The 20,815-nt window shown below is 38.5% G+C and carries 17 protein-coding genes and 2 pseudogenes; 12 read left to right on the top strand and 7 right to left on the bottom strand.

Annotated features, from left to right (window positions below; all coding sequences use genetic code 11):
* Positions 1-61: 61 nt before the first annotated feature.
* On the top strand, positions 62-841 hold the full coding sequence (gene pcaD / locus FTT71_RS07575) for a 3-oxoadipate enol-lactonase (RefSeq protein ID WP_096901607.1): 780 nt from the start codon (positions 62-64) through the stop codon (positions 839-841).
* Positions 842-940: 99 nt separating this feature from the next.
* Here the strand turns inward: pcaD and FTT71_RS07580 are convergent, their stop codons facing one another.
* Positions 941-2,110, bottom strand: coding sequence for a thiolase family protein (locus FTT71_RS07580; RefSeq protein WP_096901606.1), 1,170 nt, complete (start codon positions 2,108-2,110; stop codon positions 941-943).
* A 438-nt stretch (positions 2,111-2,548) separates the two neighbouring features.
* Between FTT71_RS07580 and FTT71_RS07585 the strand changes: the two genes are divergently transcribed.
* The gene (locus FTT71_RS07585) at positions 2,549-3,157 is read left to right on the top strand and encodes a TetR/AcrR family transcriptional regulator (RefSeq protein ID WP_004973506.1); all 609 of its coding nucleotides are present in this window, start codon (positions 2,549-2,551) and stop codon (positions 3,155-3,157) included.
* Positions 3,158-3,337: 180 nt separating this feature from the next.
* Here the strand turns inward: FTT71_RS07585 and cysK are convergent, their stop codons facing one another.
* The gene (gene cysK, locus FTT71_RS07590) at positions 3,338-4,336 is read right to left on the bottom strand and encodes a cysteine synthase A (RefSeq protein WP_179988979.1); all 999 of its coding nucleotides are present in this window, start codon (positions 4,334-4,336) and stop codon (positions 3,338-3,340) included.
* A 242-nt stretch (positions 4,337-4,578) separates the two neighbouring features.
* Between cysK and plsB the strand changes: the two genes are divergently transcribed.
* The 7 genes from plsB to FTT71_RS07625 all read left to right on the top strand — a co-directional run bounded on the left by plsB (position 4,579) and on the right by FTT71_RS07625 (position 13,659).
* Complete coding sequence (gene plsB / locus FTT71_RS07595) at positions 4,579-7,083, top strand: glycerol-3-phosphate 1-O-acyltransferase PlsB (RefSeq protein WP_004973503.1); 2,505 nt, start codon at positions 4,579-4,581, stop codon at positions 7,081-7,083.
* A gap of 191 nt (positions 7,084-7,274) precedes the next feature.
* A complete protein-coding gene (locus FTT71_RS07600) occupies positions 7,275-7,586 on the top strand; it encodes a metalloregulator ArsR/SmtB family transcription factor (protein WP_154320733.1) in 312 nt (103 codons plus the stop codon).
* 118 nt (positions 7,587-7,704) lie between these two features.
* Positions 7,705-9,429, top strand: a complete 1,725-nt coding sequence (locus FTT71_RS07605) for a SulP family inorganic anion transporter (RefSeq protein WP_136143917.1) — start codon at positions 7,705-7,707, stop codon at positions 9,427-9,429.
* A 212-nt stretch (positions 9,430-9,641) separates the two neighbouring features.
* Positions 9,642-10,838: a serine/threonine transporter SstT gene (gene sstT / locus FTT71_RS07610; RefSeq protein ID WP_179988981.1), complete on the top strand. Its 1,197-nt coding sequence runs from the start codon at positions 9,642-9,644 to the stop codon at positions 10,836-10,838.
* A 37-nt stretch (positions 10,839-10,875) separates the two neighbouring features.
* On the top strand, positions 10,876-11,550 hold the full coding sequence (locus FTT71_RS07615; RefSeq protein ID WP_131261946.1) for a YoaK family protein: 675 nt from the start codon (positions 10,876-10,878) through the stop codon (positions 11,548-11,550).
* A 15-nt stretch (positions 11,551-11,565) separates the two neighbouring features.
* Complete coding sequence (locus FTT71_RS07620) at positions 11,566-12,099, top strand: DUF2058 domain-containing protein (protein ID WP_004973493.1); 534 nt, start codon at positions 11,566-11,568, stop codon at positions 12,097-12,099.
* A 273-nt stretch (positions 12,100-12,372) separates the two neighbouring features.
* On the top strand, positions 12,373-13,659 hold the full coding sequence (locus FTT71_RS07625) for a mechanosensitive ion channel family protein (RefSeq protein WP_096901601.1): 1,287 nt from the start codon (positions 12,373-12,375) through the stop codon (positions 13,657-13,659).
* 487 nt (positions 13,660-14,146) lie between these two features.
* Here the strand turns inward: FTT71_RS07625 and FTT71_RS07630 are convergent, their stop codons facing one another.
* Positions 14,147-14,629, bottom strand: a complete 483-nt coding sequence (locus FTT71_RS07630; protein ID WP_004973490.1) for a hypothetical protein — start codon at positions 14,627-14,629, stop codon at positions 14,147-14,149.
* A 230-nt stretch (positions 14,630-14,859) separates the two neighbouring features.
* Here FTT71_RS07630 and FTT71_RS07635 point away from each other — a divergent pair, with 230 nt between their 5' ends.
* Both FTT71_RS07635 and FTT71_RS07640 read left to right on the top strand, forming a co-directional pair.
* Complete coding sequence (locus FTT71_RS07635; RefSeq protein ID WP_207973578.1) at positions 14,860-16,293, top strand: GGDEF domain-containing protein; 1,434 nt, start codon at positions 14,860-14,862, stop codon at positions 16,291-16,293.
* A 51-nt stretch (positions 16,294-16,344) separates the two neighbouring features.
* Positions 16,345-17,835: an amidase gene (locus FTT71_RS07640; protein ID WP_131261947.1), complete on the top strand. Its 1,491-nt coding sequence runs from the start codon at positions 16,345-16,347 to the stop codon at positions 17,833-17,835.
* 83 nt (positions 17,836-17,918) lie between these two features.
* On the opposite strand, the gene FTT71_RS07645 is transcribed toward FTT71_RS07640, so the two are convergent.
* From FTT71_RS07645 to FTT71_RS07655, 3 genes and pseudogenes are all read right to left on the bottom strand, one after another.
* The gene (locus FTT71_RS07645) at positions 17,919-19,100 is read right to left on the bottom strand and encodes an MFS transporter (protein ID WP_180160840.1); all 1,182 of its coding nucleotides are present in this window, start codon (positions 19,098-19,100) and stop codon (positions 17,919-17,921) included.
* A gap of 188 nt (positions 19,101-19,288) precedes the next feature.
* Positions 19,289-19,489 (bottom strand): annotated as a pseudogene (locus FTT71_RS07650) (I78 family peptidase inhibitor); the annotation flags it as partial.
* Between the two features lie 237 nt (positions 19,490-19,726).
* Entirely contained in the window at positions 19,727-20,032 is a 306-nt protein-coding gene (locus FTT71_RS07655) for a DUF4298 domain-containing protein (RefSeq protein WP_154320729.1), read from the bottom strand.
* A 265-nt stretch (positions 20,033-20,297) separates the two neighbouring features.
* Here FTT71_RS07655 and FTT71_RS07660 point away from each other — a divergent pair, with 265 nt between their 5' ends.
* Positions 20,298-20,651, top strand: a complete 354-nt coding sequence (locus tag FTT71_RS07660) for a hypothetical protein (protein WP_004973479.1) — start codon at positions 20,298-20,300, stop codon at positions 20,649-20,651.
* A gap of 47 nt (positions 20,652-20,698) precedes the next feature.
* Here FTT71_RS07660 and FTT71_RS07665 read toward each other — a convergent pair.
* Positions 20,699-20,815: pseudogene (locus FTT71_RS07665) on the bottom strand (transposase); the annotation flags it as partial.

The following is a 20,815-nucleotide window of genomic DNA, read 5'->3' on the forward strand; positions in this document are numbered from 1 at the left end:
AAAGTTCCCCTTTCATAAAGGGGGATTTAGGGGGATTTATAAGATTAAGGATTTAAAAAAAATGCCAACTTTTACCTCAAATGATGCGCAAATCAATTACCAAACTTTTGGTGATGCTACAAAACCTGCACTGATTTTTTCAAACTCGCTGGGTACAAACTTCAAAATGTGGCAAGCACAGATTGATTTTTTCCAGCAAGACTTTTTTGTAATTTGCTACGACACACGTGGTCACGGTGCATCATCAGCTCCGCAAGGTCCATATAGCATTGATCAATTGGGTCAAGATGTTGTAAATCTACTCGATCACTTAAATGTTGAAAAAGCGGCATTCTGTGGTATTTCTATGGGCGGTTTAACAGGTCAATGGTTAGCGATTCATCGCCCTGAACGTTTTAATCAGGTGGTGGTGTGTAATACTGCGGCAAAAATTGGTCAAGAACAGGCTTGGAATGACCGTGCCGCATTGGTACGTGAACAAGGTTTACAACCGATTGCTTCGACTGCAGCATCACGCTGGTTTACTGAACCCTTTATCCAAAGCAACGCGACAGTGGTCAACAATCTTCAAAACGACTTGGCAGCTGGCAGCGCCGAAGGTTATGCGAGCTGTTGCGAAGCTTTGGCTAAAGCGGATGTACGTGAACAACTTAAAGACATCACTGTGCCTGTTTTAGTGGTTGCAGGTCAGCAAGACCCTGTGACAACAGTTGTCGATGGTCAATTTATGGTTGAACGTATTGCCAATAGCCAATTGTTTGAAATCAATGCATCGCACATTTCTAACGTAGAATTGCCAAATGAATTTAACCAAGCAGTGAAGCAGTTTATCCAAGCATAAAACTTCATTGTTATTGTTAATAAGTTAAAAGTTAAAAAAATAGAGTTCTTTCGAGAACTCTATTTTTTATAGATGAATCTGCAGTTAGACGAGCTGGACTTAAACTAACTCCACCGCAATCGCTGTGGCTTCACCACCGCCAATACATAAAGATGCCACGCCTTTTTTCGCGCCTATACGTTGCAATGCATGAATGAGCGTCACAATAATACGTGAACCTGAAGAACCTAGAGGATGCCCCAAAGCACATGCACCACCCTGAATATTCACTTTGGCAGGGTCTAAATCAAAAGCATCTATCGCAAGCATGGTTACCATGGCAAAGGCTTCATTAATTTCCCACAAATCTACATCGGCAACCGACCACCCTGCTTTATCTAGCACTTTTTGAATCGCCCCTACAGGAGCAAGAGTAAACTCAGAAGGATGTTGTGAATGTGTCGCGTATGCCACAACTTTTGCAAGCGGTTTTAAGCCACGCTCTGCCGCAACCACATCTGATGTAATCACCAGAGCAGATGCGCCATCTGAAATAGAGCTGGCATTGGCGGCTGTAATCGTGCCATCTTTTTTAAATGCGGGACGCAAACTGCTAATTTTATCGACTTTGGCATTTAACGGTTGTTCATCCTGATCGACAATCACATCACCTTTACGTGAATGAACAGTGACAGGCACGATTTCATTTTTAAAATAACCGTTTTGAATGGCTTCTACCGCGCGGTTTAAAGAGCGAATTGCGTATTCATCCTGCTGCTCACGGGTATAGTTTTTCTTGTCTGCCATGTCTTGCGCCAGCACGCCCATCGACAAGCCTGTTTCAGCATCTTCTAAACCTTCCTGAAACATGTGGTCTGTGACTTTGCCGTGTCCCATACGGAAACCTGCACGTGCTTTATCTAGCAAATACGGCGCATTCGACATAGATTCCATACCGCCAGCGACCACAATCTGCGCTGAACCTGCCTGAATAGCATCGGCTGCCTGCATAACAGCTTTCATGCCAGAGCCACAAATTTTATTGATGGTGGTTGCACCTGTACTATCGGGTAAACCCGCTTGACGCATCGCCTGACGTGCAGGGCCTTGCTTCAAACCTGCAGGCAATACACAACCAAAAATTACTTCATCAATGTCAGTCCCACTTAAACCTGCACGTGCAACTGCGTGTTGAATTGCAACCGCGCCTAAATCGGGTGCTGTACAACTTGCCAGTGAACCTTGAAAGCCGCCCATTGCGGTACGTACAGCATCTACAATTACAATCATTTTTAGTCCCTTATTACCGTCTTTTTAAAGTGATTACCGTAAAAGCCATGCTTTTTAAAATTACAAATAACATCCCTGTGAGTTAGCAAGTAATTCACGTTAAATGTAAATCAAAAGATGAGCATTGCAATCTCGCAAAGTGCTGAATTGCTATGCTTGATTGATCTTAGACTTTTAGGCCTTGCTTATGAAAAATAGAATAAAAGTTTTAGAAATCCAATTTTATTTCACTAAAATGACCTGTTTGGTTCAGTTTTATTGACAACCGATTTGGCTTATGGATTGTGCTATTTTTCACATGATATTTTTTAAATTCATTGGTTCACTGATGAACATACGTTAAAACTTACCTTTTCAAGACCTTGGTGCTATTTTCAAGTTGCTCAAACTGCACTAGACTCCAACATGCTTAATTGGTTGTAATTGGAATATTGATTGATGACGACTCTACGCCAAGAAAATTTCCGACGTCGTAAAGAGAAAATTTTGGCAATGGCTGAGGTTTTATTACTGGAAAATCATAATGATATTACATTAAGTGAGTTGGCTGCAGAGTTAGATATTGCCAAAGGCACAATTTATAAATATTTCAAAAGTAAAAATCAGCTCTATTTAGAGTTAATTATTTTAAATGAACAGCGTTTATTGGATATTTCCAAACAGTATCACCATAACTTTCAAACTTATGTTTCGCAGTACATGCTGTATAACATGCTTAATTCCAACCGTACGATTTTGCTGCACTCGATTGAAGAACGCTTAACCAATAATGAACGTAAACTAAATGAATTGTTTGAACAGTTATACGATATTCGTGAGCAGCGTATTTTAGAAATTAAGGACATCACCCAAGCCTATTTAGAGTCCTTTAACAGCGCGATGTCGATCCGTGATTATCTGTCTTATATTTGGACAGTAACTTATGGTGCGTCGTTATTACTCAATTCTACCCATTATCAAAAAGCTATTGGGTCACGTGAACGCTTAATCAAGCTATATATTAATCAAGCACTGATGACGCCAGATAAAGTATCTGCGATTGTTTGATTTTTACATAGTTAGCTTCGTTGGATTCATTGCTGATCCCGCTAAATATTAGCGTCTAAGTAGAAAGAAATTTGCTTTTCAGAACGTATTAACTCACCTCATAAATTTATTCTCTAAATAAAAAATCCCAAAGTTCAAACTTTGGGATTTTTCAAATTCTTTTGACTGTCTAAAGACACATCATTCTGCACTAATATCTTCAAATAATACTGAAGATAAATAACGCTCACCACTGTCAGGTAAAATCACCACAATATTTTTATCTGCATTTTCAGGACGTGCCGCCAATTTTGCAGCAGCAGCCATTGCTGCACCACTTGAAATACCGACTAAAATACCTTCTTGGGTTGCTGTTTTACGCGCCCAGTCAATTGCTTCAGCACTTTCAATCGCAATCACTTCATCCACCAAATCTAAATCTAGGTTTTTTGGAATAAAGTTAGCGCCAATCCCCTGAATTTTATGTGGTGCAGGCGTAATGGCTTCACCACGCTTGGCCTGAGCGATAATTGGAGATTCAGCAGGCTCGACTGCAACAGTATGCAATGCCTGACCTTTTACCTTTTTGAAATAACGCGAAATACCAGAAATCGTACCGCCTGTACCTACACCTGCAACAAGAATATCGACCTTGCCGCCTGTTGCTGCCCAAATTTCTGGGCCTGTGGTTTCTTCATGAATTTGCGGATTGGCAGGGTTATTAAACTGCTGCGGCAAATAATAAGTTTCAGGATGTTCGGTTGCCAAACGCTCTGCTTCATCCACCGCGCCTTTCATACCTTTTGCAGGCTCAGTCAGCACCAAATTTGCACCCAACGCTTTCAACACCTTACGGCGCTCAATACTCATGCTTGCAGGCATCGTTAGTGTAATCTCATAACCTTTTGCTGCAGCTACAAATGCCAAAGCGATTCCTGTATTACCACTGGTCGGTTCTACAATATGCATACCTGCTTTTAACACGCCACGTTTTTCAGCATCGGCAATTAAAGCAGCACCAATACGGCATTTCACAGAAAATGCAGGGTTACGGCTTTCCACTTTGGCTAAAACCGTTGCATCGCCAGAAATTAAACGGTTAATGCGTACCAATGGCGTGTTACCAATCGCTTCTGCATTATTGCTATATACGGCAATCCCTAAATTTGCTGGTGTTGAAAAAGCTGCATCTGTGGTCATGATTATTCCCTAAGTTATATCTATATAAACAAAATTTAAATTATCATACCTTTTTATAAAATTTTTGCCGATGTTTCACGAAAATTGTTTTATACAAAAATATGATTAGCTTTCAACAAAATGCGAATTAGAATAAAGAGATGACGACCTCAGTTTAATTGTCGATTTTCTCGGCACTTGGGTTTGAAATTTGCTATTTATTTTTTGACAATAGCAACACATAACAAAATGTAGGGAATGCAATGTCTAATAAACGTTACAGTCAGCTTTATCGTAATTTCACTAAAAAAATCTTAGATAAGATTGTGACGCCACAAGTATTAGGCACGACTGCAGAATTAGAACATCGTGTTGCACAAAGCTCTGAAAAAACACAATTTTGTTATGTGCTGCAAGATGCCTCTCTCAGCAATACCGTATTGATTGATCAGCAGACGCAATCTCGTGGTTTACCTTCTGTGTATGCGCCTTTAAACATTGCCGAGCATCAGGAAGACGATTCCATTTTGGTCTTGCGTGAGAAAAACCCACAGCACAGTGCTTATCACTACTCTGCTAAATTGATTCGACTCATTGAAACCTTAGAGCAACATCCTGAACATGATGTGTTGTTAGTTCCCGTAACTGTACTTTGGGGACGTTCACCCGAATACGAAGACTCTTGGTTTAAAGCATTATTTGCCGATGCATGGTCTACGCCAAACAAGCTTAAACAAACCATTAATATTTCGCTCTATTCACGTGATAACTACATCGAGTTTCATAAAGCAATTTCCTTACGTCAGCTTATTGAACAAGCCACACAACAACAACCACACTTATCGCCTGCGCACTTTATTGAGCAACATCTGGAACACAATTTTAATCAACACAAAGAAGCGATTTTAGGCCCAGACTTATCTGACCGCCGTAATTTGATTCATGCGTTGATGAAAAGTGAAGCAGTACAACAAGCTATTCGTAAAGAAAGTATCGAACAAAAAGTCAGTATGTTTGAAGCAGAAAACCGTGCTAAAAGCTATTTAACTGAAATTGTATCGGACTTTTCTTATTCGACTTTGCGTTTTGCTGAACTGGCACTGACCAAGCTTTGGACACAGCTCTATGATGGCATTGAAGTGCATCACTTTGACACGGTACGCGAACTCGCCAAAGACTATGAAATCGTCTATACCCCTTGTCATCGTAGCCACATCGACTATTTGTTGCTGTCTTATGTGATTTTTAATCGTGGCTTGATGGTGCCGCATATTGCAGCAGGTATTAATTTAAATTTACCAATTGTGGGTCAATTAATGCGTGGTGCAGGTGCGTATTTTATTCGCCGTACTTTCAGCGGCAATGAATTATACACCTCGGTATTTAAAGAATATTTACACAGTTTATTGTCACGCAACACCCCACTCGAATACTTCATTGAAGGTGGACGCTCACGTACAGGTTTATTGTTACCGCCGAAAAAAGGCATGTTGTCGATGACCATTCAAAGCCATTTACGCGGAGCAACCAAACCAATTGCATTTATTCCAACGTATTTTGGTTATGAAAAACTGATTGAAGGCACATCTTATTTAAATGAATTAAACGGCAAACCGAAAGAAGCCGAATCTTTATGGGGTATTTTAAACTCTGCCCGTAAAATTGAAAAAGTCTTTGGTCAGGTCTATGTCAACTTTGGCGAACCTGTATTTTTAGATGATGTTTTAACTGCCAACCAAGCACGCGATGTAAAACTGAACATAAATGATGAACTACCGACCTCTGTGATTCACACGGTAGATCATACTGCGCATGCAATCTTGGAAAATATCAATAAAGCGGTGGTGATTAACCCAATCGCCCTCATCTCTCTGATTTTATTAAATGCCGATCAGCACGCATTGACGCAAGATGAACTACTCACCCGAATTGAACAATATCGACGTTTGCTCAAACAATTGTGCTACGACCCACGTATGATTATTACGGGTTTAAATCCACAAGAAATTATTGAATATGCGCTAAAACTTAAACAAGTTGAGCGTTATAACCAAGATGGTGTAGAACAGATTCGAGTCGCAGAAAGCCAAAAAATCTTATTGAGCTATTTTAGCAATAATATTTTGCACTGCTTTATTTTGCCTGCGTGTGTAGCATTAATTGTGCAGCAGTTTAATGAACAAAATTTAGCATTATCATGCGCAGATTTAATGCAAAAACTGCAGGCGATTTATCCATATTTGAAGCAAGAGTTTTTCTTGGCATGGACGGCGCAAGAACTTTCTCAAGAAATCGAAAAAATTGTGGCGTACTTTATTCAGCAAAATTGGGTTACAGAAGCAAATCTGCAATTACAGCCGAACCCAGCTACACAGCATGAACTCTATGCCTTAGCTGAACTGGCAAAACCAAGTTTAAATAATTTCGTATTGATTCAAGGGCTTTTGCAGCGTTATAGCGCACACATCCCTTTAAATCTGAAAGTTTTGGAAAAAATGACCAAAACCGTATTACAACGCGCTGCAGATTCTGCACAATTTAAGTCTGCATATTATTTTGATAGTGCCACCTTAAAAAGTTTTATCAGCAGTTTAGATCAGCAAGCCTTGTTGCAACACAATGCTGCGCAGATAAGCCTAGATGATACTTTTAGTGCCAAAATGTCTGAATACTTTGCTTGGTATAACCCAGAAATTCACGAATTGTTAGCTGCATCGAGTGAATTTAGTGAGAAAGAATTAAAAAGTTTTGAACAAGTGAAAAAATAGGTTTTATTGTAACTCAGCCACTTTTTTATCAATTTTTTGATTAGAATATCAGCCCATTATTTATGATTGGCTGATATCTTTTCTTAAATGATACTTGTTCTCATATATAAATAATGATTTATGTTATATAATTTATCTTCCACTCCCGCCTAATATATATTGGGTTAGCTGTAAATTAAGAGAATAAAACAATGAACGATGGTCTTGAAATCACATCAATGCGTGAATCTGCGGATACCGTTGTTGGAATTTTAAAATCTTTGGCGAATAGTGACCGTCTTTTAATTCTTTGTCATTTATCTCAACAAGAATTAAACGTATCGCAAATTGAAGAAATAACTCAAATTCATCAGCCTACTTTATCGCAACAATTAATGATGCTGCGTAAAAGTGATGTGGTGAATACCCGCCGTGATGGCAAGCAAATTTTTTATTCAATTAAAGATGAAAAAATGGTGCAGGTACTTAATACCCTCTATGCACTTTATTGCCCGCAGGACTAAATGATAATGCCTGTATTATCAGGCATCACCATAAAACTTGAATACTCTCCTGCTATTTCAAAGACTTCTTAGCATTTTTTGTTCATAATATATCTAAATTTATGATTTAGATTTCAGTATGTCAGATTTCAATTCACGTTTGGCTCGTGTACTGCCTGCTTGGCAATGGCTGCGAAAATACAATGCAGAAACATTGAAATCTGATCTGCTGTCTGCGTTTATCGTCATTGCCATGCTTGTACCTCAAGGAATGGCCTATGCCATGCTTGCAGGTTTACCTCCTGTCATGGGTTTATATGCCAGCGTGATCCCCATGATCATGTACGCCTTGGTTGGTGGCAGTCCAACTTTGTCCATTGGCCCAGTCGCCATTATTTCCATGATGACCTTTGCGACGCTCAATCCATTATTTGAAGTCGGCTCGGCAGCTTATATTCAAGCAGCCTGTTTACTTGCTGTGATGGTCGGCATTATTTCGCTACTTTTAGGGATTTTTCGCTTCGGTTTTTTAATTCAACTCATTAGCCATCCTGTTATTAAAAGCTTCATTATTGCCTCTGCATTAATGATTGCGATTGGACAGCTTAAATTTGTGTTAGACATCCCCCTTAAAGCCAATAACTTACCTGAGTTCTTATACAGCTTTTGGAAATATGTGGGACAAACCCATTTTTATAGCGTGCTCTTGGGTGTTGCTGCCATTTTATTTCTAATTTATGCCCCTAAAATCATCAACAGTAATGCCATTCGTGAGCGTGTTCGAGGTAGCGGCTTTATCTTAAAAGCCTTGCCATTGGTATTGGTGATCGGTTCAATTGCTTTGGTTTATTCATTGCATTTGCAACAAATCGGCATTAAAACAGTCGGAGAAATTCCTTCAGGATTTCCGCCTATTCAATTCCCTGAATGGAATGCACAACTTGTTCTACAACTCCTTCCTGGCGCAGCCATGATTGCCATGATCAGTTTTGTGGAATCTCTGTCTATTGCGCAAGCCACCGCCTTACAACAACGTAGTCACTTAAATAGCAATCAGGAACTGATTGCACTCGGTTTAGCCAATTTTGGCGCAGGTGTTAGCTCCTCTTTTCCCGTCACAGGCAGTTTGTCGCGTACCGTGGTCAATGCCGATGCAGGTGCAAAAACACCAATGGCAGGTGTATTTACCTCCATCGTGATTGTTATTGTCAGTTTATACTTCACGGGATTTTTCCAAGACTTACCACTGGCTGTTTTGGCTGCAACCATTATTGTTTCAATTTGGAAACTGGTCGAGTTCCAATCTTTTAAAGAAACTTGGCGTTATTCCAAAGCCGATGGTCTGGCCATGTGGGTGACGTTCTTTGGTGTTGTATTCATTGATATTTCGACAGGTTTAATTATTGGGATTGTGTCCACCTTTATTCTAATGTTGTGGCGTATTAGCCGACCACATATTGCGGTAATTGGTTTACTTGAAGGCACACAACATTTTCGTAATATTCAGCGGCATCAAGTGCGTACCGCGCCACACGTGCTATCCATGCGAATTGATGAAAATCTAACCTTTTTAAATGCCAATACTTTAAAAGGCTTTTTTATTAATCAAGTCAGCCAAAACCCTCAGTTAAAGCATGTAGTGGTGAATTGTTCGAGTATTAGCAGTATTGATTTAAGCGCACTCGAAATGCTGGAAGATTTAAATCTTGAACTAAAAAAATTGAATATTTGTCTGCATTTTTCTGAAATTAAAGGCCCGGTAATGGACAAATTACAACACTCAAAACTTTTGCAGCATTTAAATGGAAAAGTTTTTTTTTCACATTATTTAGCCATGCAAGAGCTTGCGCCTGAACTGACTTAAAGATCAAGAAATTGATCTTTAATTTTATCTTTAAAACTGGATGTTCAACACACATACTTTTTGATCAATGAGTACTTTTATCTTGCTGAAATTTAAACAGTTTAATAAATATCACTTTTAAAAATATAGACTTAACTTTTAAATCAAAATTATTTTTAAGCACATGGATATTTCAGTATAAAATAGCCGCTTTTCTTTTACCTTATTTTCGTATGTTTTCAGCTTTTTTGCGTTTGAGTTTAGTCTCCCGAATTATGATTGCAATTGTACTCGGTGTGGCTGTTGCAATTTTATTTCCAGAATCTGCGCCTTATTTAAGCCTTTTGGGTGATTTATTTATTAAAGCCCTAAAGTCTGTTGCGCCAATTTTAGTGTTTATTTTGGTCATGGCATCGATTGCCAATTTTAAAATTGGAAGCAGCAATGCTTATATCAAACCGATTATGCTGATGTATGCGATTGGTATGTTCTTGGCTGCGCTCAGTGCAGTTATTGCAAGTACGCTTTTCCCAAGTACATTATTTTTAGATGTTGCAACACAGTCAGAATTAACCCCGCCGGGCAGTCTTGCTGAAATTTTGAAAAATCTTTTACTTAGTTTTGTTGCTAACCCTGTAGTTGCCATTGCCGAAGCCAACTTTATTGGTATTTTGGCTTGGGCTGTGGCTTTAGGGATTGCCTTCCGCCATGCTACAGAGTCCACCAAAGCATTGTTGAATGATGCAGCCAATGCAGTCAATCGCGTTATTCGCTTGGTGATTAACTTTGCGCCTTTCGGTATTTTTGGCTTGGTTGCCGTGACATTTGCCGATGCAGGCTTGAGCACCTTAGCCAGTTATGCTCAATTATTGGCAGTCTTGTTAGGTACGATGTTCTTTGTCGCGTTGGTCATCAACCCAATCATGGTGGCATTTGTGACCCGCAGCAATCCTTATCCTTTAGTTTTTCAATGCTTACGCGAAAGTGGCATTACTGCTTTCTTTACCCGTAGTTCTGCAGCCAATATCCCTGTCAATTTAGACTTAGCCAAGCGTTTAGGCGTACAGGAATCAACCGCGAGTGTTGCAATTCCGTTAGGTGCAGTAATTAACATGGCAGGCGCATCGGTCACCATTACCGTTTTGACCTTAGCTGCGGTAAATACTTTAGGAATTTCTGTCGATTTTAGCACCATGCTGATTTTATCTGTGGTTGCAACGGTGTCGGCCTGTGGTGCTTCAGGCGTTGCGGGCGGCTCGTTACTGCTCATTCCTGTAGCGTGTGGCTTATTTGGTATTTCTTCAGATATTGCCATGCAAGTTGTTGCAATTGGTATGGTCATTAGCGTATTGCAAGATTCAACCGAAACTGCACTTAACTCATCTACCGATGTGCTATTTACTACTGCGGTTGACCGTGGTTTGAGTTAAGATACAATGCGTTAGGAAACTTACGCAATCACTCATTATGCCTTTTCAAACTTTACCCCTTTGGGTGCAATTTGGTGCTTTTTTTCTAGCCGTCAATGCTGGAATTATTAACGTACTCGGATTGGTGACCGTATTGCACCAGTCCGTTTCGCACATGACTGGTAACGTTAGTATCTTGGCGATGGCGCTAATCGACTGGAAACCAGAAGCCATGATTTTCTTGTTTCTGGTGATTTTGTGCTATGTGATTGGCTCATTTTATAGCGGCGTCATTTTAGGAAATAGCAATTTTCGCTTAGGGCGTCGTTATGGTTTGCCCATGAGTTTGGTGGCATTTTTTATTTTAATCTGCTGGGCATTATTGCCTTATTTCCCACGTTATGCCCTGCTTTGGGCATCGGTTGCCATGGGCATACAAAATGCCATGATCAGCTACTATAAAGGCACCATCATCCGCACCACACATTTATCTGGGGTATTGACCGATTTAGGCTTAGCTCTCGGTTATCGAGTGCGGGGCTTACAAGTTGAAAAAAGGCGTATTGTTTTACACCTACTGATTTTAATTGGTTTCTTTGTGGGTGGATTACTCGCTGCAGCCATTTATCCTACATTTAAACTGAATTCTTTTCTGGTACCTGCAGGACTCAGCCTAAGTTTGAGTTTGGTGTATTGGATTATTTATTTTCGCTATCGACATCTTCAACATTAAGTTTCGGAAATTATCATGGTTAAAAATGCACTACAGGCACAATTGCTCAAAGCGGGTTTAGTGGATAATAAAAAAGCAAAAAAACTGTCTAAACAAACCTTACACGAACAGCGCACAGGTGAAAGTAAAGATGCTGAAGTGAAAGCCAAAATTGCACAGGCACAGCAAGAAAAACTCGCCAAAGACCAAGCTATTGAGCAAGAAAAGAAAGCCGCTTTACAGGAAAAAGAACTGAAAGCAGCAATTATGCAAATGATTCAGCAGCATAAAATTCGTGATACCGATGGTGAAGTGGCTTATCAGTTTTTAGATGGCAAGATTAAAAAAGTGTATATCAATCAACAAATTTACAATGCACTCGTGGCAGGTAGTTTGGTGATTGCCAAAGAAAATGACAGTTATGCGTTCCTGCCTAAAGCTTTAGCTGAACGTATTAATAGCAAAATGGAAGGCTTTATTATTGTCAATAATGCCGAGAAAAATGAAGCCACGACAGATGAAGAAGATCCATACGCAGCCTATGTGATTCCAGATGATTTAATGTGGTAGATCACGCAAGTATTTATGCAAATATTTATGCTAGGTATCTATTCAAAGCCAGTATCTGTACTGGCTTTTTTATTATGACTGCAACTTGATTGAAAACTTTCAGTAAAAACAAATAATTGAAATGTAGCAAAAAGTTACTCAACCTTCAAATTTAAACTTTAGTCGATACACTATCTAACAATTTCATACATCAATGAAGAATTAAGGTGAATTGCAGGCCAAAATTCTAAGTGCCGTGCAGACGAAAATCAGCAACCTTAAAGCGAGGACCTTTTGCAAGAATTTAATTTTATTCAAAATATTCAGGAATGGTATAACCAATACCCTTGGTTAGAAATGCTGACCTCACTCAGTATTGTGATTCTACTGGCAATTTTAGCCAACTTTATTGCCAAGCAAATTGTAGTGCGCGGGATTCGCAAACTGATTTCTAAAATGACCTTTGCCAATAGTGAAATTATTTCACAGCATAGTGTCATCCGACGTATTGCCAACATTGTCCCAGCTGTCGTGATTATGAACGGCATCACCACCGTACCGCATTTGTCAGATAAAGTAGAAAGCTTTGTGCAAATGGGTGCGCAAGCCTTTATATTCCTGACCATTGCATTGGCAATTTCTGAATTTTTAAATATTTTTAACCTGTTCTATCAACGCAACCCTAAGTCACGCAACAAGCCAATTAAGGGCTATTTGCAGTTAGTTAAACTCATTATTTATGTGGTCTGTGCCCTCATGATTTTAGGCACTTTCCTGAAAAAAGATGTGTTTACCTTACTCGCAGGTTTTGGTGCGATGGCTGCTGTTTTGATGTTGGTTTTCCAAAATACCATTTTATCTCTAGTGGCTTCGGTACAAATTTCTTCCTACGATATGGTACGGATTGGTGACTGGATTGAAATGCCTTCTTTAAATGCCGATGGTGATGTCATTGATATGTCATTACATACAGTCACCGTGCAAAACTGGGATAAAACCCTGACCACTATTCCAACCAATAAACTCATTACCGATACCTTTAAAAACTGGCGTGGCATGCAGGAAGCTGGTGCCCGACGTATTAAACGTGCCATTTTAATTGATCAAAGTTCTGTGCACTTTATGACTGAACATGAACAAAGCAAACTTAAAGAGTTTTTGTTATTGGATCAATATTTACATAGCAAAAATGAAGAAATTGAGCAGTTTAATCAGCAGTTAGCAAATCAATCACAATACAACCAACGCCGTTTAACCAATTTAGGGACTTTCCGCGCCTATGTTGAGTTTTATCTGAAACAACATCCAGGTATTAATCAATCTCAGTCATTGATTATTCGTCAACTACAGCCAAGCAGTGAAGGTTTACCACTAGAAATTTATGCCTTTACCAAAACCACTGCATGGAAAGAATATGAAAGTATTCAATCCGATATTTTTGATCATTTGCTGGCAATTATTCCGGAGTTTGGCTTAAAAGTGTATCAAGCCCCATCGGGTTCAGATTTAAAGCAAATTGCTGCACCATTTAAAGCAAGTTCTGTCCAAAGTCTAAATCCTTTAGAAATTGACGAGGCATAATTATGGATTTATTGCTGAGCCATGTGTCGCAAAATGCTTGCATGGCTCAGTAGCCGTTTTTATTTTCAGCAAGACGATAAAATTTTCATTAAATTAAAATGCACTCGTACACTCGTATATGAATAAGAGAAAATAAAGTCTTATTTGTAAGAGCTTTGTTGAAACAAATATCTAACACTATGTTTTAATTATATTTAAATTTCCTCAAACCTTTAAATCACAGCTTGCTCCAAATTTATGTAATAAGGTCATTGCCGGTTGAAAAAGTCTAATGATTCTAAGAATTCACCTAACTTTTCAACTCACTAAAATGTGTCGCTCTTGTTAATTGATTCTGGATTCGAAAAATGATCATCAATAATTCGTCTAATGAAAGATTGAAATTCACTACTTTTGTGCTTTAGCGCTCTAGATGATCAATACACGCGCTACAGGATGAGGGGTACGAGTTTATAAAAGATCTCTAATAGACTAAATAATGAAAAGTTTAAGGCAGGACGCGGTACAACGTCGCAAAACATTGTTCTGCTTTTTCATTACTACAGAAATTAATGGTGTGCGCATTTTTCCATTTTACAAAATATTGTGAAATGTCCCCTGTTTGGTCTTCCTGATATCCAGAACAATCCACTTCATTATTGTCATATTTAACTTGCAAAATTAAAGCCGGTAACGAATTTGCAGGGTCTTGTGAAGGTTGATAATCATATACACCTGCAGACCATTCTTGACCGCTTTTAATCACCACATCGCTATTACTTTTAAAGTTGTAATATTCAATACATTTACGATTATTTGGGATTTGCATGCCCCACAGCCCCACAATTTCTGGACGGGTCACCACACGAAATTTATTGGTCGTTTCTGCTGCTACTGGCGTTAACTTGGCTGAATCTATTGTTGTATTTTCATTCGCAATCGCGCAGACAGAACATAAGCTTAAAACTGTGGTTAGATATATTTTTTTCATACATTTATTTAAAGATATAAACCGTTTAGACAACTTAGCATATTTTTAATCCAAATCTGCAAGCATAAACATAAGACAACAATTTTATTTAACGAAAATGTGACTTAGTTTACATTTAATCGATTTTGTAGGTAATGGTTATTTGATATGATCGCCTTTCTGTTGTGAACGTCACACTAATTCAAGTTTTTTTCTTAATTATCAACCCATTGCAAAAGTGAGTTTAGTACTTGCAAAACTTTAGCATACCGCAAACTATATCTTCGACTCAAAAGCAAATATTTGCCTTTGGACTGCTAGCCGTTGTGGTATTTTTTTCTTGTTTATTGGGTATTTTTACTCGCCCACTTAGCTACTTTTCTTTTTTTTGGCCAAGCAACGCCCTCTTGTTGGGGCTACTCATTCGCTTTCCATCTTTAAAAAGTTTTGGTGGAATTTTGGGTGCTTTTTTTGGCTATATGGGCGCCGATTTGGTCACAGACAATACTTTCCTGATGACGCTAGGTTTAACGCTTTCCAACTTTGTAGCTGTTTTTAGTGGGTTGTTTTTCTTTAATTTTGCCCGCGCTAAACTTCCAGCGAGCAATAATAATGTGTCAGAGCTATATCCACATATTATTGCTGTAACTTTAGGCTGTTTCTTTGGGGCTTTATTTGCCATTCTTCTGCTGCCAAATTTGCCGCACACCTTTATGTTAAAAGAAAATCGTTGGATTGATTTTTTTACTTGGTGGTCTGGTGAAATTTTAAATGCGGTAATTGTCTTACCTTTAATTTTGGCTGCCCCAGGCTGGTCTAAATTCAAAAAACTTATAAATAATCAATATGCTAAAGAAACTCAAATTCAGGATATCTTGCCCTTTTTTGCATTACTGATCTCTATCGCCTGCACCCATATTTTTTATGGACCAGGTGCATTGTTGTATCCATTGGCTGCATTAATTTGGGCAGCTGCCAGCTATCAACTTTTTAATTTGGCACTGATTAATAGCTTGGTCTGTTTAACTCTGTATCACAGCGTCACAGGCTTGTTTATAGATCAAGTGAATTCGAGTTATTTAACCACCATTATTTCTATTCGTGTGGGTTTAATTATTTTAGGTCTTGCCACGTTAATTTTATGTGTGATTAGCCAAAACCGAAATCAGTTGTATAGAGAAGTATTGTATTTGGCAAATCATGACAGTTTAACCGAAACACTGAACCGCCGTAGTTTTACTCAGTTAAGTGAAAAAGCTTTAAAGCATAAAAACAATCATTCATTGTCTTTAATTATGTTAGATATCGACGATTTTAAAAAAATGAATGATCAATATGGGCATTATGTCGGTGACCGTGCTTTGCAACATCTCTCTAACATCGTTAAAAGCAATTTACGTGATCACGATTTATTTTGTCGCATTGGTGGTGAAGAGTTCATTATTTTGCTGAACAATAATAACTTAAATAAAACTCAACGCATTGCAGAACGTATTCGTATGTGTATTGAACATCAAGCGTTAAATTTAGAAAACCTTGAACCCATTCATTTTACAGTAAGCATGGGCGTGTCACATACACACTTACCCACCAATCTCCCTTTACAAGATTTAATTATTCAGGCAGATCAGGCGCTATATCAGGCAAAAATGCAAGGTCGTAATCGGGTCATTCTTGCTTCTTAAACAAAAATAGCATACAACATCAATTTGACAATACAGATTTTCAGGATTGAAATGAAACTTGCAGAATACCTCCAATATGATGCTTTAGGCTTGGCAGAGCTGGTTGCCAAAAAGGATGTTCAGGCCTCAGAATTATTAGATATTGCGTTACAACGTGCTGAACAAACCAATCCACAATTAAATGCCATTATTATTCCTATGCATGAACATGCACGGCAGCGCACACAAACAAAATTAACAGGCCCATTTGCAGGTGTGCCCTTTTTAGTCAAAGACTTATTTCAACAATATGCAGGCTATCCGACTTCATTTGGTTGTCAGGGTTTAAAACGTGCGCATCATCTTGCAGAACAAAATGCAGAAATTGTAAATCGTTGGGAAAATAGCGGAATCGTTACCTTTGGACGTACCAACACGCCTGAATTTGGGATTAAAGGGATAACCGAGCCAGATGCTTGGGGTGCATGTAAAAATCCATGGAATTTGAAACACAATAGTGGTGGTTCTTCTGGTGGTTCTGCGTCTGCAGTTGCGGCAGGTATTGTGCCGATTGCAGGGGCAAGTGATGGCGGTGGTTCAATTCGTATTCCTGCGTCTTACTGTGGTTTGTTTGGTTTAAAACCAAGTCGTGGACGCACCCCGTGGGGGCCACAACTCAGTGAAGCCATGCATGGTGCAGCGATGCAACATATTTTAAGTAAAAGTGTACGTGACAGTGCGGCAATGCTCGATGCAACGCATGGCGCAGATGGTCATTCACTTTTCAAAATTGAAGCTCCTGAACGCAGTTATTTAGATGCAATTCAGCAAGCGCCAAAAAAATTAAGAATCGCATATTCGACCCAATCTCCGATTGGTACAGCTGTTTCACAAGATGCGATCAATGCCATTCAAAAAACCGTACAGCTTTTAGAATCTTTAGGGCATGAAGTTGTTGAAGACCGCCCGGCTATTGATGGTATGCAATTGGCCAAAGATTTTATTACCACATGGTTTAGCCAATTTGCTTATTTAATTGCTGAAATTCAAACTCGCCTGCCAAATCATTCCGATAATTTTGAGCTCGACTCTTTGGCTTTGGCTGCCTTTGGCGCAAAAACCACGTCAGTAGATTACATTCGTAATTTGAATAATTGGGGGGTATATGTCGCGCAAATGAATCAATTCTTTGAGCGTTATGATTTATACCTCATCCCTGCAACTGCCTCAGTTGCACCAAAAAATGGCGAAGTTAAAACTCCTGCATGGCAAAAACCAATTTTAAAAACACTATTACATGCAGGTAAAGCACATTGGTTAGCGCAAGGTAAATTGGTCGATCGCATTGTCAAAGAAAACCTAAAATGGGTGCCATTTACTCAACTTGCCAATATTACTGGGCTGCCAGCAATGTCTGTGCCATTGTATTGGAATAAAGATAACTTACCATTGGGTTCGCAGTTTATTGCGCCTTTTGCACGTGAAGATGTGCTTTTACAACTGGCTGCACAACTTGAAACGGCTCAACCGTGGTGGCATCAATACGCTAAAATCCGTATTTGATGTAGCAATGAGTAAGAAGCAAGCAAACTATGCTAATCCAACGTTGCTTGCTTCTATTTTTGATAAAAGAACGCTATTACCAACTAGGCTTTGGTATCACTCGACATTGACTGCGATTCTAATTGCTTTGGCAATCCCCAAATAAAACACAGACCAACGAGTGTAGATAATCCTGCAAAAATAAAAATCCATTCGCCTGAAACAATATCCCAATAATGCCCTGCCAAAATACTCCCCAGTGCAACACCTAAACCCCACATGGTACTGTAAAGTGCTTGCCCACGACCTTGTTGCCCTGCAAAAAAGTTTTGAAAAATCACCCGCATGGCAATGATATGAAATAATCCAAAACTAAAGGCATGGATGCTTTGTGCAAAAAAATGTGCAAAAAATATGGATGGAAATAAACCAACTATCACCCAACGTAAGCCTGTTAAAATTAAACATACGGCAACCAGTGAACGCCAAGACCAACGCTTTAAAAACAAACTCGCATAGGCAAACATAATGATTTCAGCAACCACCCCGACAGACCACAATAAACCGATCTGACTTGTGCTAAATCCTGCCTGACTTAAAAAATTACTATAAAAACTATAAAATGGTGCATGCGAAAACAGCAAAATCAATTCAATAATAAAAAATGAATAGACCACTGGGCGCTTTAAAATGGGCAATAAGGGTTCAAGTTGTTTTTGTGCAATGGGTGCGGTGCTTGGTTCTTGAATACTGAACGACCATAGAAATGCCAGTAAAGAAATACTGAGTAGCAACATCGGTAACATGGAGATTGGTATAATTTCTAAAATAGCACCTATGCCAAAAACCCCGACAATAAAGCCTATAGAACCCCATTTTCGCACTTTGCCATAGAGTTCTGCACGTTTCTCGCCCAACCAAAACAAAGTCACGCCTTCAAATTGTGCCAAAATTGCATTTTGGAAAAAGCTAAAAATCAGCATGAGTAATGCAACAGACTGAAAGCTATTCGGAACAATAAAAATCAGCAACCAAATGCTGGCTTCCATCCAAGTTGCGATGCGTACCAAAAGCATCCGTTTGCCTGATTTATCGGCAATCCATCCCCAAATAAAAGGCGCGAAAAAGCGCGTTAAAATGGCAATGGAAGATAAAACACCAATTTCCTGATAATTAAAGCCTTGATCTTCTAAGTACAGGCTCCAAAAAGGCAAAAACGTCCCAACAATTGCATAGTAGAAAAAGTAGAATCCACCTAAACGTGTCGATATATTCAAGGCTTGCATCAATGTATATTTCCTTGATTTTTCAAACACATAAATAAGTGCATTTCTAACCTGATCTAAAATTTTAAGACAACCGATATATTAACACTGTAGTACTTTAATTTTGAGTGATTGGCTGATTAAAACGAAAAACCCTGAAAATCAGATCAAATTTTCAGGGTAATATTGAGAAAATTTCTTAAAATTGTTTAGCCGCAAGAAGCTTGTAGAATAATTTTAGTTTTCGGATCGACCACCACAGTGACGCGATTCATACGATAATCCATTGTTACAGGCTGACCTGGTGTAACCATTCTCACAATTTCAGCTCGGGTAAGCGCTTTAATTTGTGTTTCAGTCAAACCTGTTTTACCAACTAACTGCGCAGCAGATTCTGGGACACAATTTTGCATGGTCTGTGGCACCTGAGTTTGTTCATTGATAGGCTGATTACTACACGCAGCTAAAGTTGCCACACTTAAAACAGCCAAAACACTATATAACTTTTTCATGTTGATACTCGTTTTTAATTTCTTCAAACCAACTCAAAATAACATAACTGATTAAATATGCAGTAAATTTACTGAATAAAACTGTGATGATAGTTTTATTGATCAAAATAAATTAGATGTAAGTTTGGATTAAGTTTAATTCTCAATCACACTTAAACTCAGTTTCATCCAATCAATTGCATGTTGGCGACGCTCTTCTAAAGCATTCCATAGCGTATCTTGCGATAATATAGAATATTCCCCTTCGCGGCAGCTAAGTTCAGGCGCATTTTCATAGTCCTCAAGCCATTGTTCACTTTGATAATAGGCCTGTAATTCTTGCCAGAGCTTTTCTGCAGCTTGCCATTTTTGCTGCGCTTCTCGCATCTGTCGATGTAAATCATGCCATTGCTCATATTGTTGCTGTAAAACTTGAGCATCGTACATTTTATTTTTACTCATAGCTGAAATTCAAAAATTAAGATGACATGAGCGTACAATAATTCAAGATCAAGGAATGTGAGTGTATGTAGGTTTTATTTAAAGAAACATATATTGCTATATTTTTTTGCATTAATTTTTAAAGAAGACAATTCCTGATTTATTTAGTCAACTTTAGCTTCATTACTTTCAGTAAAATTTAGTATAAAAGTGTAATTCCATCTTTTTATCAAAAGTTAAAGTCATTAGTATAAGTTTGCTTCAATTTTTTAGAAAAGGTACAAAAATGAAATATATTTTAGGGGCAACATTACTTGCATTCGGTTTAATGGGATGTAACTCAAATTTAAATAATGAAGTGAGCCAAGAAAAAGTACAAAGTAATGCACCTGCAGAAACACAAGTTATTTATTTTAATGGCCCACAAGATTTAACCATTGAATTAAAATCTTCAGATAATTTTGAAACTGCAGAAATGGTAGATAATTCAGACACAGTTTATCATTTAAAACGTGCTGTATCTGGTAGCGGTATTTTACTGAGCAATGATGATGGTGTATCTATTCACTTTAAAGGTGGTGAAGGAGTACTTGAGTTAGTCAAAGATCAGCCTATTAATATTACTGAATTTAAAAAATAGATTTTTTGCTGATTTTAGGCATACATAAGGACGAAAGTAAGCTGTCATTAAAAAGTAAACATGTATTCTTTTCCGAATTGGTTTGATACTCTCTCCACCCATTGCTCTATTTTATCAGCTGTCATGACTTGAAAATCTCGCCAATAATATTTCATCTGCTTCCA

Source organism: Acinetobacter sp. YH01004, assembly GCF_013420455.1.
GTDB lineage: Bacteria > Pseudomonadota > Gammaproteobacteria > Pseudomonadales > Moraxellaceae > Acinetobacter > Acinetobacter towneri.